At 34.2% G+C, this 16,277-nt stretch carries 18 protein-coding genes; 14 read left to right on the forward strand and 4 right to left on the reverse strand.

What is annotated here, in order from left to right; genetic code table 11:
* Window positions 1–12: 12 nt before the first annotated feature.
* The 8 genes from MY04_RS09220 to MY04_RS09255 all read left to right on the forward strand — a co-directional run bounded on the left by MY04_RS09220 (window position 13) and on the right by MY04_RS09255 (window position 7,358).
* Window positions 13–267: a hypothetical protein gene (locus MY04_RS09220; protein WP_066208888.1), complete on the forward strand. Its 255-nt coding sequence runs from the start codon at window positions 13–15 to the stop codon at window positions 265–267.
* Between the two features lie 32 nt (window positions 268–299).
* Entirely contained in the window at window positions 300–1,574 is a 1,275-nt protein-coding gene (locus MY04_RS09225) for an ABC transporter permease (RefSeq protein ID WP_066208890.1), read from the forward strand.
* Between the two features lie 12 nt (window positions 1,575–1,586).
* Window positions 1,587–2,819 carry a PP2C family protein-serine/threonine phosphatase gene (locus MY04_RS09230; RefSeq protein ID WP_066208892.1) on the forward strand — a complete coding sequence of 411 codons (1,233 nt, stop codon included), beginning with the start codon at window positions 1,587–1,589 and terminating at the stop codon, window positions 2,817–2,819.
* A 142-nt stretch (window positions 2,820–2,961) separates the two neighbouring features.
* Window positions 2,962–4,305, forward strand: coding sequence for an NADP-specific glutamate dehydrogenase (gene gdhA, locus MY04_RS09235; RefSeq protein ID WP_066208893.1), 1,344 nt, complete (start codon window positions 2,962–2,964; stop codon window positions 4,303–4,305).
* 166 nt (window positions 4,306–4,471) lie between these two features.
* Window positions 4,472–5,335: a hydroxymethylglutaryl-CoA lyase gene (locus tag MY04_RS09240; RefSeq protein ID WP_066208894.1), complete on the forward strand. Its 864-nt coding sequence runs from the start codon at window positions 4,472–4,474 to the stop codon at window positions 5,333–5,335.
* Window positions 5,335–6,045 (forward strand): 2-phosphosulfolactate phosphatase, encoded by a 711-nt coding sequence (locus MY04_RS09245; protein WP_066208896.1) that lies wholly within the window; start codon window positions 5,335–5,337, stop codon window positions 6,043–6,045. Before MY04_RS09240 ends, MY04_RS09245 begins: the two co-directional genes overlap by 1 nt.
* Before the next feature lie 2 nt (window positions 6,046–6,047).
* Complete coding sequence (smpB, locus tag MY04_RS09250; protein WP_066208898.1) at window positions 6,048–6,518, forward strand: SsrA-binding protein SmpB; 471 nt, start codon at window positions 6,048–6,050, stop codon at window positions 6,516–6,518.
* Between the two features lie 12 nt (window positions 6,519–6,530).
* Window positions 6,531–7,358, forward strand: a complete 828-nt coding sequence (locus tag MY04_RS09255) for an aminotransferase class IV (protein WP_066208900.1) — start codon at window positions 6,531–6,533, stop codon at window positions 7,356–7,358.
* A 54-nt stretch (window positions 7,359–7,412) separates the two neighbouring features.
* Here the strand turns inward: MY04_RS09255 and hisC are convergent, their stop codons facing one another.
* Both hisC and MY04_RS09265 read right to left on the reverse strand, forming a co-directional pair.
* Window positions 7,413–8,474: a histidinol-phosphate transaminase gene (gene hisC / locus MY04_RS09260; protein WP_066208901.1), complete on the reverse strand. Its 1,062-nt coding sequence runs from the start codon at window positions 8,472–8,474 to the stop codon at window positions 7,413–7,415.
* Window positions 8,475–8,507: 33 nt separating this feature from the next.
* Window positions 8,508–9,380: a Kelch repeat-containing protein gene (locus tag MY04_RS09265; protein ID WP_158297629.1), complete on the reverse strand. Its 873-nt coding sequence runs from the start codon at window positions 9,378–9,380 to the stop codon at window positions 8,508–8,510.
* 291 nt (window positions 9,381–9,671) lie between these two features.
* Here MY04_RS09265 and MY04_RS09270 point away from each other — a divergent pair, with 291 nt between their 5' ends.
* On the forward strand, window positions 9,672–10,445 hold the full coding sequence (locus MY04_RS09270; protein ID WP_066208903.1) for a TIGR01458 family HAD-type hydrolase: 774 nt from the start codon (window positions 9,672–9,674) through the stop codon (window positions 10,443–10,445).
* A gap of 20 nt (window positions 10,446–10,465) precedes the next feature.
* Here MY04_RS09270 and MY04_RS09275 read toward each other — a convergent pair whose 3' ends face one another.
* Window positions 10,466–10,951, reverse strand: a complete 486-nt coding sequence (locus MY04_RS09275) for a SixA phosphatase family protein (RefSeq protein WP_066208905.1) — start codon at window positions 10,949–10,951, stop codon at window positions 10,466–10,468.
* Window positions 10,952–11,236: 285 nt separating this feature from the next.
* Between MY04_RS09275 and MY04_RS09280 the strand changes: the two genes are divergently transcribed.
* The 5 genes from MY04_RS09280 (at window position 11,237) to pgeF (ending at window position 15,714) form a co-directional block, all read left to right on the forward strand.
* Entirely contained in the window at window positions 11,237–11,476 is a 240-nt protein-coding gene (locus MY04_RS09280) for a hypothetical protein (protein WP_066208907.1), read from the forward strand.
* 69 nt (window positions 11,477–11,545) lie between these two features.
* The gene (locus tag MY04_RS09285) at window positions 11,546–13,417 is read left to right on the forward strand and encodes an alpha-amylase family glycosyl hydrolase (protein WP_066208909.1); all 1,872 of its coding nucleotides are present in this window, start codon (window positions 11,546–11,548) and stop codon (window positions 13,415–13,417) included.
* Between the two features lie 185 nt (window positions 13,418–13,602).
* A complete protein-coding gene (gene hisH, locus MY04_RS09290) occupies window positions 13,603–14,190 on the forward strand; it encodes an imidazole glycerol phosphate synthase subunit HisH (RefSeq protein WP_066208911.1) in 588 nt (195 codons plus the stop codon).
* A gap of 1 nt (window position 14,191) precedes the next feature.
* A complete protein-coding gene (gene hisA, locus MY04_RS09295; RefSeq protein ID WP_066208913.1) occupies window positions 14,192–14,926 on the forward strand; it encodes a 1-(5-phosphoribosyl)-5-[(5-phosphoribosylamino)methylideneamino]imidazole-4-carboxamide isomerase in 735 nt (244 codons plus the stop codon).
* A 5-nt stretch (window positions 14,927–14,931) separates the two neighbouring features.
* Complete coding sequence (pgeF, locus tag MY04_RS09300; protein WP_066208915.1) at window positions 14,932–15,714, forward strand: peptidoglycan editing factor PgeF; 783 nt, start codon at window positions 14,932–14,934, stop codon at window positions 15,712–15,714.
* On the opposite strand, the gene MY04_RS09305 is transcribed toward pgeF, so the two are convergent.
* The gene (locus tag MY04_RS09305; RefSeq protein ID WP_066208916.1) at window positions 15,698–16,252 is read right to left on the reverse strand and encodes an SRPBCC family protein; all 555 of its coding nucleotides are present in this window, start codon (window positions 16,250–16,252) and stop codon (window positions 15,698–15,700) included. The two genes, pgeF and MY04_RS09305, sit on opposite strands and share 17 nt — an antisense overlap.
* Window positions 16,253–16,277: the final 25 nt, after the last annotated feature.

Here is a 16,277-nt window from a genome sequence, read left to right on the forward strand (position 1 = left end):
ATTATTTTTTATATGACAGAAAAGGAATACGAATTAATTGATGAATTATATTTCGTAACTGCGTTCGATGACTTACAAAATGAATTGAATTGGACAGCAGAAGATTTAGTAAATGTACTTAGGTCTTGTATCGAAAGCGATTGGATACGTTGCTACTCAGCACCTGATATTGAATTAGAACTTTCTGAAGTAAATATTGATGACAATTTTAAAGATTACTTATATCTTGCATCAAAAAAAGGATTACTAAAGCATAATACTGTATAGTTCGACCAAATAATAGAATTAACTGACTTTTAATGAGTGTTTACGAGATACATAAGTCACCTTCTCATTTCATAAAAAAACGATTTAAGAAGAACAAACTAGCTGTTATTTCAGCTATATATATATTACTCCTCAGTTTTGTGGCTGTGTTGGGTTATTTGATAATGCCCGATAGTTCTCACTTTGCTAATGATGGTTTATTGGAAGTTTCTAAAAAGCCTCCAATGTTTTCAGTCAAAATATTGAAAGAAAAGAAAAACCTTCATATCCCAACTCCTCCAGTATTTAAAAAGATTATTGATGGTGAAGAGAGCCGATACAAAGAATTCCCTATTGTAGGCACACCAAGAGTAGAAAGAGATTCAGTCTTTTTTATCGTTTATCCTGGATTAGAAAAAAGATCTTTACACACCACCTCTCGCTTAGAAATGGGACTCCCATTAATTAGTGTGGTAAAAGGTATATATGCCTCCCCTTCTCAGAAGTTGGGAATTAATTTGGCTCACAACTATGTCATTAGAGATAAAGATGTTATTTACTTGGATGAGCTTCAAAACGTCCGAACTATCTCTAAAGTACAATTAGAAAATGAGTTTTATGAGAAGTGTCTTGCCCAAAAAACCTATGTACTTGGTACAGATAAAATTGGACGAGATGTCTTGAGTCGATTAATCTTTGGATCAAGAGTTTCCCTAACAATTGGATTCATATCATTAATAATATCCCTAAGTATCGGTATTCTATTTGGAGCTACCGCCGGATATTTTGGAGGAATAATAGATAAAATTTCTATGTGGTTAATGACTATCACTTGGTCTATCCCTACCATTATGCTTGTAGTTGCTGTACGATTGGCCCTTCAAAATGAAGATATATGGGTCACTTTTGTAGCTGTAGGTCTTACTATGTGGGTAGAAGTAGCAAGAGTGGTTAGAGGTCAGATTTTATCTATAAAACAAAAAGATTATATTGAAGCTACTAAAGCGATGGGGTACTCTAACTATAAAATTATAGTACATCATATTTTACCCAATATATTAGGTCCATTAGCTGTTATAAGTGCTTCAAATTTTGCTTCAGCCATCTTAATTGAAGCGGGTTTAAGCTTCTTAGGTTTAGGAGGCCCTCCTACTATGCCTTCATGGGGAACTATGATTAAAGACGGTTTAACAGAATTAACACCTACAGGACACTGGCATTTAATCATTTTCCCGTGTCTTGCTATTAGTATTACTGTATTAGCGTTTAACCTGATTGGCAATGGGCTTAGAGATGCCTATGACCCACATTCTAAAACAAACAATTAAAGAGATTATATAATGGCGAATAATATGCAAAAGCGTTTGATGCTTAAAGAGATGCAACTTGAATCGTTATTTGAAACGATCAGTGCCATTAACGCAAATAGATCTGAAGAAGATTTATATACTATATATAAATTAACCCTATCTTCTAACCCAAGTATCACTAATTTGATTCTTTATGTGATTGACGATGATGATCAAGGATTTTCTCGTTTTGTCAATTATGGCACGCATGACGATCAATTAACATCAATATTCCCCCCTCAATTTGAGGTGTATGATGTAAGTTCAAAATTAGAAGGTGATAAACCTGAAGGATACGAGCCTTTTGATACTATCATCCCCATTAAGCATAAAAACGATGTTCTTGCTTATGCCCTTGTAGGAAGCACAAAGGATCGTGATGATTTTAAAGATCAAGGTTTTACAGAAGCCCTTACCAATATCATATTGGTGGCTATTGAAAATAAAAAATTAGCCCGTAAAGAAGAAGTTCAAAAGGAAATGAAAAAGCAATTAGAAATTGCTTCTCATGTACAGCATATGTTGTTCCCTAAAAAGCTTCCTTATGGCAATGACGTACCAGTATCCGTTCACGCAAGTTATATGCCTCACCACTCTATTGGAGGTGATTATTATGATTATGTCCCGTTAAGTGATACTAAGTTTTTAATGTCGATTGCCGATGTTTCTGGTAAAGGTGCACCAGCTGCATTATTGATGTCCAATTTCCAAGGAACAATACGTGCAATGGCTCGAAGAGGTACTGATCTAGAACATATCGTTCATGAAGCCAATACCCAAATTCTTGAAAGTGCCGAAGGCGAAAGTTTTATTACTGCCTTTTTCATGGAATTTGATACTACCACTCGTACCTTAAGGTATATTAACGCAGGGCATAACCCTCCTTTTATGTACAGAAACGAGAAATTTGAGCGTTTAGAGGTAGGAACAACAATTTTAGGATCTTTTTCTCAATTACCTTTCTTAGAAATCGGAGAAATTGATAACTTGCATCAGTTTTTCGTATTTGGCTTTACTGATGGCTTTACTGAAACCTACAACGATGAGGACGAGGAACTCGGAGATGATAAATTACAGGAGTTTTTAGAGTCAAATATCAATTTTGCACAGAAAGAAATGCACGAGAATTTGATCTCTCTTTTAAATACTTTTAAAGGTCATCAAGCATATGCAGATGATATCACTTTATTATCTTGTAAAATAGATTTAGAAAAACTTAAATAAAAACGAAACTTAATTCAATAAGATCAGTTTAATACATCATACGAATTAATTTTCAATTGTTCTTCATCAATAAATTGATGAAGAACAACACACATATATAACATTTATCTTTTATAGAATTATTACTAACCTCTTTAATTAAATGCAAGAACTTGAATTAAAAAGTTTCATGCAGGGTCTAAAAAGGAGAAACCCTGGTCAGCCGGAATTTTACCAAGCTGTAGAAGAAGTAGCTGAAAAATTAATTCCCTTCATTAATGAAAATCCAAAATACTTGGATGCAAAAATCTTAGAAAGAATGACAGAACCTGATAGAACAATCAGTTTCCGTGTAACTTGGCAAGATGATGAAGGAAATATCCGTGTAAATAGAGGTCACCGTGTTCAATTTAATGGTGCAATCGGACCTTACAAAGGTGGTTTGCGTTTTGACAAATCAGTTACGTTAGGTACGCTTAAGTTCTTAGGATTTGAGCAAGTATTGAAAAACTCTTTAACTACGCTTCCAATGGGTGGAGCGAAAGGTGGTTCAGACTTTAACCCTAAAGGGAAATCAGAAGCTGAGGTGATGCGATTCTGTCAGGCATTCATGACCGAACTTTACAGACATATTGGTAAAGATACTGACGTTCCTGCCGGCGATATTGGTGTAGGTGGTCGTGAAGTATCTTATATGTACGGTCAATACCGTCGTATTGCAAACGAATTCACAGGTGTTCTTACTGGTAAGAACCTAGCTTTTGGAGGTTCTAATGCAAGAACTGAAGCGACAGGATACGGTTCTGTATACTTTGGCCGAGAAATGTTAGCAGTAAGAGGAGATGATTACAATGGTAAAGTTGCAGCCGTTTCTGGTTCTGGTAACGTAGCGCAATATACTGTTGAAAAACTTATCCAATTGGGTGCAAAAGTTGTAACTATGTCTGATAGAGGTGGTTTCTTACACGATCCAGATGGTATCGACGCTGAAAAGTTAGCACATATCCAAGATTTGAAAAACGTTCAACGTGTTTCCTTAGCAGAATATGCTACTAAATACCCTAACGCTACTTATACTGAAGGTGCAAGACCTTGGAGCGTAAAAGTAGATTTAGCATTCCCTTCTGCTACTCAAAACGAGTTGGACGATAAAGATGCACAACAATTGATAGACAATGGTTGTATCCTAGTTTGTGAAGGTGCAAACATGCCTTCAACGATTGGTGCGATCAAAATATTTGAGAAAAACCAAATCATGTACGGACCTGGTAAAGCGGCCAACGCAGGTGGTGTTGCCATTTCAGGTCTTGAGATGACGCAAAACTCTATGCGTTTACAATGGTCTTTCGAAGAAGTAGACGAGAAACTTCAAGGGATTATGAAAAAGATCCATGAGAAATGCCAAAAGTATGGTCAAGAAGACGGATGGGTAGATTACGTAAAAGGAGCCAACATTGGTGGTTTTGTAAAAGTAGCTGATGCTATGATTGCTTACGGTGTTATCTAATTTCCTCTTAGAATATAAGTAAAAGGGTGATGTTACTTTGGTGACATCACCCTTTATTATTATCAAAAATCAAACATCAAATTGCTTTCCCTTAAGAAAAATAGTATATTAAATACTCTACATCATAAATAAACAGCATTTTTTTAATCAACACCTCACTTCATCAATGAACCAAAATAACATCAACATCATTGAATGCCCAAGAGACGCTATGCAAGGGTTATCTACTTTTATACCCACTCAAACAAAAATTGACTATATCAATCAATTACTCAAAGTAGGATTTCATACTTTAGATTTTGGGAGTTTTGTTTCACCCAAAGCTATTCCTCAGATGAAAGACACAAGGGAGGTATTAGATGGATTAGATCTATCAGAAACATCCACAAAATTATTAGCTATTATTGCCAACTTGAGAGGCGCACAAGAAGCGGTTTCTTATGACCAAATCTCGTATTTAGGTTTTCCCCTTTCTGTTTCCGAAATATTTCAAAGACGAAATACAAATAGTTCAATTAGTGAAGCATTATGGAATTTAAAAGAAATTGTGACTCTATGTAAGCGACATAGAAAAGAAGCTGTAGTGTATTTATCTATGAGTTTTGGTAACCCCTATGGAGAATATGTCCCTACTACTAAAGTATTAGATTTAGCTGTTCAACTTAGGGAAATGGGGGTGAAAATTATTTCGTTAGCCGATACTATTGGGGCTGCAACCTTAAAAGATGTTGAACATATGTTCGAAAATGCCTCAAAAGTATTGTCAGATACTGAATTGGGTGTACATTTGCATTGTCATCCCTCTGATGCTTACTCTTTTGCTAAAACTGCCATAGATGTTGGTTGTAAAAGAATAGATGCTGCACTTGGTGGACTTGGAGGATGTCCTATGGCCAAAGATGATTTAACTGGAAATTTGGCTACTGAATCTTTAATAAAAGCACTATCGGATTCGAATAGTATTGAATCAAATTTAAATTTAGAACAACTTGATTTAGCCAACGAATTCCGAAAAAAATATATTGGATAATGATTAAAATCGAAACTTGCCTAACGCCTGAAATCCTTCACCTACATCAATTAGAAGGAAAGATTGCAGTCGTTACCGATGTTTTGAGAGCAACTTCTTGTATGGTTGCTGGATTAAATGCAGGTGTAAAAAGCGTTATTCCTGTAAAAAAGGTAGAAGAAGCATTAACTTATGCTGCAAAGGGTTACGTTACTGCTGGAGAAAGAGGAGGCGTAAAGGTGGAAGAATTTACTATTGGCAACTCTCCTTATGAACACATGGAAGAGGCATATCATGGTAAATCGATATGCATGACCACCACAAATGGAACTGTGGCTATTGATGCAGCTAGAAAATCGGCAGATCAAGTAGTGATTGGAGCACTCTTAAATGTTTCTTCTATCGGGAGATACATCAAAGAGCAACAAAAAGATGTGATCATCATCTGTGCTGGATGGAAAGGAAATCCTAGCTTAGAAGATACTCTTTTTGCTGGAGCTTTGGTTGATCAGTTAAAAGATGAGGTTGAAATAACAGATGATGCTACTTACATGGCGTTGAGTCAGTATCAATCAGCTAAAAATAATTTAAGTGAAGTAATTCAAAATCACGCATCACATGCTAAGCGATTAAGCGGACTTAAAGCACAAAATGATTTGGCATTCTGTGCTACAGAAGATTATTGTGATGTATTACCGATATTAAACGGAGACGAAATTACAATTAAGTAGTTATGGGAGGTAAGAAATTAGAAATAAAACAAAAAGTAAAAATAAAGAACCGAAAGGCATCTCATGAATACGAATTTATTGAAAAATTCGTAGCTGGGGTATCCCTAAAAGGTACTGAGATAAAATCTATACGTATGCAAAAAGTAAGTCTTCAGGATGCTTTTTGCCTGTTTATTGGATCTGAATTGATTGTTCGTGCTATGCACATTGCTCCTTATGAAATGGGTGGCAGTTATAACAATCATGAAGCGAAAGCGGATAGAAAGTTATTACTTACAAAGAAAGAATTAAGTAAACTCGATCGTAAAGTAAAAGAGAATGGCTTTACTATTGTACCCACTCAATTATTTATTAACGACAGAGGATTAGCGAAAATAGAAATTGCTCTTGCTAGAGGTAAAAAGTTATACGATAAACGTAATGACTTAAAGGCGAAAGATCAGCAAAGAGAAATGTCTAAAATGAAGTATTAGATTGGTGTTTTTATGAATTACATTCTTCTAAATAAAGAAATCATTAAAACCAACAAAACGAATCTACCTATAACCGATCGTGGCTTTCAGTTTGGCGATGGCCTTTTTGAGACTATGATTACTAAGGATGGAAATATTCGTTTTTTGGAAGATCACCTAGAAAGAATTTCAAAAGGTTTAAAAGAACTTCAAATTAATGTTTTGGACGATTTATTGACTCCAGAATATATTAGAGAGCAATACAAAACCTTAAAGAAAAAGAATGGGATCGAAGGAGAAAGTAGAATTAAGCTCATAGTTTGGCGCTCTGGAGGAGGTTTATATACTCCTCTAAGTAAGATGGGTCATGTTGCTTTACTTACTCAAGAATACCAACAAAAAAGAGAAACAAAAAATCTTAAAGTCGATTTTGCAGAAACTGTAAATGTGGCTCCTACTCCTGTTTCTTCTTGTAAAACACTTTCTTCCCTTACCTACACTTTAGCTGGTTTAGAGAAACAAAAAAGGAAGCTGGATGATGTTATTCTCTTAAATAACGAAGGATATTTAGCTGAAACAATAAGTGGTAACTTGTTTTGGGTAAAGAATAAAGTAGTTTTCACTCCCAAGATTTCTGTGGGATGCGTTTCAGGAATCAGCAGAAAAAATATTATTGCTGATCTTGAATCGAAAGGATACAAAGTAAAGAGGGTATTTGCTAGAAAAGCAGATATTATAGATGCTGATGCGGTACTTACCACAAATGTCACCGGGGTATCTCTGATCACTCAAATTGGTGAACATAATTATAAATGTTTAGACGCTTGGCGAAAGGTTTTTGAAACCGTTTACCACTACTAAACGAAAAGAGCATTTGATGTAGATATCAAATGCTCTTTTTTATTTATAGCTAAATTATAGAGCTTTAAATGCCTCTATAAACTTATTGTTTTCTTCTTTTGTGCCAATTGATATTCTCAAACCTTCATCACAAAGTAAAACATTTGCCCTATTTCTAATGACTACATTAGACTTTATCAGCCTGTCATAATCATTATTGGCATCTTCTACTTGAATCAATAAGAAATTGGCATCAGAAGGATAAATGCTTTTCACTCTAGGCAAACTAGACAATTCGTCTTTAAGGCGTTCTCTTTCTGATATTAAAACAGATACCATTTCCTTTACCTTATCCTCATTATCTAAACATTCTAAAGCTTTCTCCTGTGTTAACTGATTGATATTATAAGGAGGCTTAATGATATTGAAAACTCTAATAATTTCTTTAGAGGCAAACATCATCCCTAACCTTAAACCAGCCATACCCCAGGCTTTAGAAAAGGTTTGCAAGACTACTAAATTTGGATATTGATCTAATTTTTGAGAGAAACTTTCTTGATCAGAAAAATCAATATAAGCTTCGTCTACCACTACTATACCATTAAAATTATTCAGTAAATGCTCTATACGATCAACCGATACCGAGTTTCCTGTAGGGTTATTAGGAGAACATACAAAAATGAGTTTTGTATGCTGATCTATAGTATTTAACACTTCCTCTGTATCAATATCAAGTGATTTGGTTAAAGAAACCTTTCTTAGTTCTACATTATTTAAAGCAGCAGAAACTTGATACATACCATAAGTTGGCGGAAGAATAATGACATTATCTTTACCCGATTCAACAAAAGCTCTAAATAGTAAATCGATAGGCTCGTCGCTACCATTACCTAAGAAGATGTTTTCCGTTGGTACATGTTTTACCTTAGAAAGCTTTTCCTTTACAGCCCTTTGATAAGGATCAGGATATCTATTGTATTTCTCGCCAGTCGCCGTTCCGAAAGGATTTTCGTTGGCATCTAAAAATATAAAATCATCAGAAACTTCTTCAAATTCATCCCTAGCAGATGAATAAGGTGTCATTGTTCGGATATGCTCTCTTAATAAAGAGGATATATCGAAGGTAGATTTTTCCATGTGTAAAAAATGAGATAGTGATCAACTTAACGTCTAACCTTTGAGAACTTTTCCTAAGTCAATCATATATACCGTAGAGGAATAATTAGATTTTCCAGAACCAGACGTTTTGATACCGCCAAAAATAATTAATTTTTCTTTAGAAACGGTAGCCCCCATGCCTCTTAAATCACCAATATTGGTTTGAAACCTCTTTAAGCTACCTTTAGCGGTATCGAAAATAAATAGTTGTCTTTCGCTGAATAGAATAATATAGTCTTTAAATTGAGTCACTGCAGCATCAGTGATAGGCTCAGGTAGTTTCCCTACTTTCACCCAACGATTCACTTTCATGTTATACATAAAAATATCATCGATTTCTTTGTCTCCCTTACCTCCAAAAGTATAAATTTTACCATTAACAGCAGCTCCAAACGTAACCATTTGAATAGGCATACTCGCTAATTGTTTCCATTTTTTCTTTTTGGGATCGTATGAATATAATGTATTAGAATAGGTATCCTCATCAATCATTCCACCAAATGAATATACCATATTTTTATACTCAGCGAGGCAATTTTTATATAAAGGCTCTGGGTTTTCAGATACTTTATTTAAGTAAGGAACCTGAACATTAAAACTGATTTCTCGGACGTTTTCATCTACATCAGAAAAGTCCTCATCGTTTTTATTTTCGTTTCCATTTAATAGTAATAATGAGCCATTAGCTATAATACTATTGATGTTTTTTTCCGCAGTAATATTCACAGGGGTTAATTCGTTCCATTGCTCCTTGTCAACATTAAATACTAAGACGTTATCAAAATTATCACCCGATTTATTTTCTCCACCCACAACAAAACATGACGTTCCATTACTACAATAACCCATATAGGCTCTTGGCTGTGGTAAGGGAGACGATTTCATAAATTTAATCGAGGCATTCTCGTACTCTCTAATATTCACCGAGGCACAACCCTGAATTATTGAAATCAATCCTATTAAGAATAGATAATAATATGTTGAAGAAGATAACTTCATTAACGGAATTCAATTTTATTGTCACAAAAATAACACATAGGTAAGTAGTATCATTGTTTGAAAGTTTCAAATGGTGTTATGTTTAGTTAAAAATAAACTCTTGTTGTTGATTAGGATGATTTTGTGAATCAAATATTTATCCTATAAATAGAAATAAAAGGAAAAAGTTTTAGTTAAATGAAAAATATCAAAGGCATACTTTGCGATCTTGACGGAGTATTATACAACGATTCTGTTTTAATTGAAGGAGTAATAGATAGTATTCAAACCTTAAAAGACAAAGGTTATTCTTTCTTATTTGTCACCAATACTTCAGGAATAACATCAGAAGAATTATTCGATAAACTGATAAAAATGGGTATTCCTGTTGGAAAAGATGAGATTTTAAGTCCTCCTCTAGCCGCATACAATTATGTTTCTAAAATGGGATATAATAATGTAGAAGTACTTGGAGGAACTAGCGTTAGGAACCTATTTTATGATAATATAAAGGAAAATACTATTGACCCAGAAGTCATTGTAGTAGGTGATATTGGAAAAAATTGGGACTACGCTCTTATGAACAACCTTTTCAATAAAATATTGAACGGTAGTAAAGTGGTGGGTCTCCACAAAGGAAAATTCTGGAAAGCAGCTGATGGCCTCCGTATTGATATCGGTGCTTTTATTACTGGATTAGAATTCGCTACCTCTACGCAAAGCGTATGTATAGGCAAACCTGAAAAAGCATTTTATGAATCTGCGATTGAAAAAATTGGTTTATCTGCAGATGAACTATTGATGATTGGTGATGATATTGTCGGAGATATTCAAGGTGCTAAATCAGCTAACTTAACGGCTATACAAGTCAAAACAGGAAAATATCGTAAAGAACTTACAGACAACTCTCCTGTTCAACCCGACTATTTAATTGAAAATTTTAATGATTTAGTAGGTTTACTTATCAAATAATCACCATAAAACCTGATCCATTAGTTTCCGGTATACCTGCACAAAGACTGTCCTGTTGCTTGAGAAACCATACTCCAAGATGGAAAATCAAAAGTAATTACTAAAGCATCTGCAGGAGCAAGTGAAGCCAACGCTTCTCCTGTTAAATATTCAGCTAGAAAACTGAGGGTCGGATTGTGACCAACAATAGCAAAACAATCGGCCTCATCAGATCGCTGATTGATAAAATCCAATAACCTCCCAACGTTTGCATCATAAAACGAACCTTCCTCAAAGGTGGCTTCTTCTGGAATATCCAACGTTTCTTGAAGCACTTGGGTGGTAATTTTTGTTCTAACAGCGTCAGAAAAGAAAATAATATCTGGCACATAAGAACCACTTTTCACTTTTTGAGACATATGCAATGCTTGTGCATAGCCTTGTTGAGTCAATTCTCTATTTTTATCTTCCACCCCAAAATAGGCAGATTCTGCTTCAGCGTGTCTTATTAGTATTAGTGTTTTCATTGTGGTTTAACTGTAAGATCTTTTATCAAGTTACACAAAATTTATTAGTAAACTGAGTTAGATGAAAAATATAAATTATGATAAATCTATTTTCTTGTATATTTATCTCAAAAAGTCAAAAATATTTTTCTAAAAAAGATGAAATATTCTTCTTAAATCATCCTTTAAATATTTTTATCAAATTGATAAAAATATTTTTGAAAAAAGGTTTTTTAAACTAATTATTTTTAATTATTATTACATAATACATAAATAATAAATCAACCATATTAACTTGACAATTTTATGAACGAAATTGAAGAAATAATTTTCAATGCAATCAAAAAAGATAAGGATTATTTAAATAGTCTGAGAAAGCAACTAAAAGACACTAACCCATTTACTGTTGCAGTTCAAATGCAAGAAGATCTTAAAGATGTAAAATCACATCAAGCAATTTATGATACTATTTTCTCTAAAGTAGATTTATACAAAATTGCTCAACAATTGAATCAAAAACGTGCTTACAATAAGAAAAGTGAGTAAGATATCTCAACTCTCTTTATTCCAAAATAAAGAGAGTTTTTTTGTTTTTTCAATTAAAACTAACCATAAATGAATATAATTCGACGCAATTTCCCTTACCTTATAATAGGTATTTTTACGTTACTTTTATTTGGTTGTTCTTCTAGTAATCAAGAAGATGAAAAGAAAATGAAACATCTTTACGATATATCAAGTTCAACAGAAAATATTGAAGACCATAAAATTGTAGTATACCAAATGATGACACGTCTCTTTGGTAACACTACAACAAACAATATTCCTTGGGGAACTCTAAAACAAAATGGAGTCGGTAAATTTGATGATATCAATGAGGCCGCATTAAAAGGAATAAAAGATCTTGGAGCTACTCATGTTTGGTACACAGGAGTCATAGAACATGCAGTAATTACAGATTACAGAAAATATGGTATCCGATTAGATGATGCCGACGTGGTAAAAGGGCGTGCAGGTTCTCCATATGCGATTAAAGATTACTATGATGTCAACCCTGATTTAGCCAACAATGTAAATCAAAGAGTTGAAGAATTCGAAGCCTTAATCAAGAGAACACATGATGAAGGTTTAAAAGTAATCATTGATTTTGTACCTAATCACGTTGCTCGATCATATTATTCTGATAAAAAACCGAAAGGAGTTAAAGACTTAGGTGCTACTGATAACCTAAAGAAAGGTTTTGACCCTAATAATAATTTCTACTACTTACCCGGTAAGCCATTTGTAGTTCCTGAAGGATACAAACCTTTAGGGGGTGCCAAGTTTCCTTTAGCGGATGGAAAATTTAAAGAAGTACCAGCAAAAGTATCAGGAAATGGTGCTGTAACTCCTAACCCTACTGTGAATGACTGGTTTGAAACTGTACGTTTGAATTACGGTGTAAATCATATTTCTGGTAATGGAGAAAAAGTATTTGATATTGATGGTGACGTGCCTTCAACTTGGAAAAAAACCTTAGAAATCCTGACGTATTGGACAGAAAAAGGGGTAGATGGTTTCCGTTGTGATATGGCTGAAATGGTTCCTGTAGAATATTGGGGATGGATGATTCCAAAAATCAAAAAAATCAATCCTAATATCCGATTCATTGCAGAGGTATATAATCCTAAAGAATACGAGAATTATATCTTTAACGGAAAATTTGATTACCTCTACGACAAAGTAGGTGTTTATGATACTTTGCGTGCTGTTATGGAAGATCGTGAGGGTTCTTCTTTATCTCACCTGACAAAGGTTTGGAAAGAGATGGATGGTTTTAATAATCACATGCTTCGCTTTTTAGAAAATCATGATGAGCAAAGAATTGCTTCTAAAGAGTTTTCAAACGATCCACAATTAGGCATACCTGGAATGGCTGTAAGTGCTGCATTAGGAAGTGGCCCTGTGATGATATATTTCGGTCAAGAAGTGGGAGAACCTGGAGAAAATGTTTCCGGCTTTAGTGGTGATGATGGAAGAACTACCATTTTTGATTATTGGGGTGTTCCTGAACATCAGAAATGGGTGAACAATCGTAAATATGATGGCGGCCAATTATCTGCTGAGCAAAGAACATTAAGAAAACAGTATAAAGACATTATCAAAGCTTCTACTGAGTCTTCTGCTATTCGAAGTGGTAAACTTATCGATCTTCAGCAATTTAACCGCACAAACGCTAAATACAATACTGATAAAATTTATAGCTTCATTAGATTTGATGAGAGCGAAAGAGTCCTTGTAATAACCAATTTTTCAGATCAAGAAATGGAGTTGGACTTAATCATTCCATCGATTGTTACAGAGGCTATTGGAGTAGCTAATTTAGACGAAGTCAAAACAAAAGATGTATTATCAGGACAAAGTGTGAGCATTTCGTTGGATAAGGCAAAAGAAAGTGGTTCATCCGTAAGTATCGCCCCTTATTCTGCAATGTATTTGACATTTTAGATAGTAGACAATTCTATAAAAAAACGGCTTATTTATGTAAAATATCATCATAAATAAGCCGTTTTTTTATGAAATCAACTCATCTATTTTCATTCTTTGGAAAGTATTGTAATTTTGACTTTCGTTTAAAGCTTTACTGATTTTACTTTTAGAAGTAAACAGAAGCATCACAAAATAGCTAATCGATGAAAGTTGCTATCATTAAATACAATGCCGGTAATGTACAGTCAGTAAGATATGCATTACAACGTATTGGCATTGAACCTATTCTAACAGACCAAAAAGAGGAAATCTTATCTGCGGATAAAGTGATATTCCCTGGTGTTGGCGAAGCAAAATCAGCAATGGATTATCTAAAGGCTAGAAATCTAGATGTACTGATTAAAGAATTAAAACAACCCACCCTTGGCATTTGTCTTGGATTACAATTAATGTGTCAACATTCTGAGGAAAGAGATACCGATTGTCTAGGTATTTTTGATACTCATGTCAAGAAATTTGAAAGTGATAGTTTAAAGGTTCCTCATATGGGCTGGAACAATATCCATGATCTAAAAACACCTTTGTATACTGGGTTGGAAGATAATGATTATGTCTATTACGTACACAGTTATTATGCTGAATTATGTGAAGAAACTATTGCGGTAACTGACTATGTACATCCATACAGTGCTTCTCTTCATAAAGACAATTTTTATGCTGCTCAATTCCACCCTGAAAAAAGTGGAGACGTAGGACAAAAAATTATTCAAAACTTCATTACAGAGTGCTAAAATGAGCAAACGATTAGAAATTATTCCAGCTATTGATCTTATCGATGGTCAACTAGTAAGGTTATCACAGGGCGATTATGCTCAAAAAACAGTATATGCAAAAGATCCTTTAGACATTGCAAAACAATTTGAAGATGCAGGAATCACACGTTTGCATTTGGTTGATTTGGACGGCGCTAAAGTGAAAAAGGTAGTGAACTACCCTGTTTTAGAACGTATTGTTAAAAACACCAATTTAGTAGTTGATTTTGGAGGAGGTATCCAATCTGATGAAGATTTGCAAAAAGTATTCGATCATGGTGCTGAAATGGTGACATGTGGATCTATTGCAGTAAAAGCAGAAGATAAATTTGTCAGCTGGATTGAAAAATTTGGAGCTGAACGTATGATTTTAGCTGCTGATGCCAAAGACAAAAAAATTGCTGTAAGTGGTTGGCAAGAAGACAGTCAATTGCCTCTTTTTGATTTCTTGAAAAACTATACCTCTAAAGGAATTACAAAAGTACTTTGTACTGATATTTCTAAAGATGGTATGATGCAAGGACCTAATACCGCTTTATACCAAGAAATAATTGCTGAATTTCCAGATATGGAGTTGATTGCAAGTGGCGGAGTAAGTAAATTTGATGACCTCACAAAATTAGACGAGGCAGGTATTCCTGCAGTAGTAGTGGGTAAAGCAATTTACGAAGGTACAATTAGTATTGATCAGATTTATGCACACAATAGTAAATAACTAAAATGCTTGAAACTCTCTCCTTTTCACTTTTAAAAGATGACCCTCTGCATCATTTTATTACCACTAGAAATGGTGGAGTCAGTCAGGTTCCTTTTGATTCATTAAATCTTGGGAATCTAGCACATGATAAAAAAGAAGATGTTCAGGAAAACAGGAAAAGAGTAAAAGAAGCTTTAGGTTGTGATCATCTATTCATTGGGGATCAACAACATACCAATACTATTGGCATTATCAAAGAAGATAATTTAGAGGACTTGATATCGAGTCCTCTTCCTTTTCCTAAAACTGATGGGTTAATTACCAATGTTAAAGGCGTAGGATTAGTAACGTTAGCTGCAGACTGCACTCCTATCCTATTATTCGATCCCATACAAAAAGTAATAGGTGCAATTCATTCCGGATGGAAAGGCACTGAACTAAAAATTCTCACAAAAGGAATTGAGGTAATGATCAATGAATTCGGATGTCTACCTTCTGATATCAAAGTATGCTTTGGACCGTTTATTAAAAAAGAAACCTATGAAATAGGCCTAGAGGTCGCCAAACTTTTTGAGGAAGCATACCCAGAGATTATAGATCAAGTTTTAAGTAAACATCCTGATGTTCAAAAAAGATATCTCGACATTACTGCTTGTCAGAAATATCAATGTAAAATTAATGGTATCTTAGAACAAAACATCGAATTCATGCCCATCAATACCTATACAGATCGTCGATTCTTTTCAGCACGAAAAGCATCACCTAATCAAACCGGTCGATTTGGAGGTGCTATTGTTTTGGTGTAGAAGTTTCTTCTATTCTATTCTTTAATTGTTCTAATGCTTGTTGGTATTGTTCTCCAATTTTGGTTTCATAATCCGACATAAAAGCAACTACTCTAGCAGATAACTGGTAGCCAAAATCTCCCTTTTCATCCCAAACAACCACACTTCCATTCTGATCTCCTTCAATGGTAAATTGAATATCAGAAATAAATGCCCCATCATTTGTTGTCATTTGTAGTTCTACTTTTTCAAAAGGTTCTGAAGCTAAGATCTGAATTTTAGCATTATTCCCATGATAGTCCATCCAAGTATGGATCGCTCCCTCTCCTTCTTCAGGGCCAGAATACATTGGCGACAATCTAGCATTATTTTCATCATCAATAAATGCCCAAGAATTCCATTTTTTTAAATTATTAATAAAAGGAAAAATAGTGCTTGGTTTCTCTTTAATAAAGATTTTTTGATGAACATTATATTCAGATGGAAGCAATAAAGCCCCTCCAATAATAAAGACTAATGCAGTGAATACACCTAAGGAAAAAAATCGAAATATTCTCATTATTTAAATAAATTGATGCTGTAAA

The sequence above is a fragment of the Flammeovirga sp. MY04 genome, assembly GCF_001682195.2.
GTDB lineage: Bacteria > Bacteroidota > Bacteroidia > Cytophagales > Flammeovirgaceae > Flammeovirga > Flammeovirga yaeyamensis.

What these genes read in the sequence shown, in the direction of transcription:
- MY04_RS09220 (WP_066208888.1), top strand. Translation starts at nt 13, where the DNA reads ATGACAGAAAAGGAATACGAATTAATTGATGAATTATATTTCGTAACT.
- MY04_RS09225 (WP_066208890.1), top strand. Translation starts at nt 300, where the DNA reads ATGAGTGTTTACGAGATACATAAGTCACCTTCTCATTTCATAAAAAAA.
- MY04_RS09230 (WP_066208892.1), top strand. Translation starts at nt 1,587, where the DNA reads ATGGCGAATAATATGCAAAAGCGTTTGATGCTTAAAGAGATGCAACTT.
- gdhA (WP_066208893.1), top strand. Translation starts at nt 2,962, where the DNA reads ATGCAAGAACTTGAATTAAAAAGTTTCATGCAGGGTCTAAAAAGGAGA.
- MY04_RS09240 (WP_066208894.1), top strand. Translation starts at nt 4,472, where the DNA reads ATGAACCAAAATAACATCAACATCATTGAATGCCCAAGAGACGCTATG.
- MY04_RS09245 (WP_066208896.1), top strand. Translation starts at nt 5,335, where the DNA reads ATGATTAAAATCGAAACTTGCCTAACGCCTGAAATCCTTCACCTACAT.
- smpB (WP_066208898.1), top strand. Translation starts at nt 6,048, where the DNA reads ATGGGAGGTAAGAAATTAGAAATAAAACAAAAAGTAAAAATAAAGAAC.
- MY04_RS09255 (WP_066208900.1), top strand. Translation starts at nt 6,531, where the DNA reads ATGAATTACATTCTTCTAAATAAAGAAATCATTAAAACCAACAAAACG.
- hisC (WP_066208901.1), bottom strand. Translation starts at nt 8,474, where the DNA reads ATGGAAAAATCTACCTTCGATATATCCTCTTTATTAAGAGAGCATATC.
- MY04_RS09265 (WP_158297629.1), bottom strand. Translation starts at nt 9,380, where the DNA reads ATGAAATCGTCTCCCTTACCACAGCCAAGAGCCTATATGGGTTATTGT.
- MY04_RS09270 (WP_066208903.1), top strand. Translation starts at nt 9,672, where the DNA reads ATGAAAAATATCAAAGGCATACTTTGCGATCTTGACGGAGTATTATAC.
- MY04_RS09275 (WP_066208905.1), bottom strand. Translation starts at nt 10,951, where the DNA reads ATGAAAACACTAATACTAATAAGACACGCTGAAGCAGAATCTGCCTAT.
- MY04_RS09280 (WP_066208907.1), top strand. Translation starts at nt 11,237, where the DNA reads ATGAACGAAATTGAAGAAATAATTTTCAATGCAATCAAAAAAGATAAG.
- MY04_RS09285 (WP_066208909.1), top strand. Translation starts at nt 11,546, where the DNA reads ATGAATATAATTCGACGCAATTTCCCTTACCTTATAATAGGTATTTTT.
- hisH (WP_066208911.1), top strand. Translation starts at nt 13,603, where the DNA reads ATGAAAGTTGCTATCATTAAATACAATGCCGGTAATGTACAGTCAGTA.
- hisA (WP_066208913.1), top strand. Translation starts at nt 14,192, where the DNA reads ATGAGCAAACGATTAGAAATTATTCCAGCTATTGATCTTATCGATGGT.
- pgeF (WP_066208915.1), top strand. Translation starts at nt 14,932, where the DNA reads ATGCTTGAAACTCTCTCCTTTTCACTTTTAAAAGATGACCCTCTGCAT.
- MY04_RS09305 (WP_066208916.1), bottom strand. Translation starts at nt 16,252, where the DNA reads ATGAGAATATTTCGATTTTTTTCCTTAGGTGTATTCACTGCATTAGTC.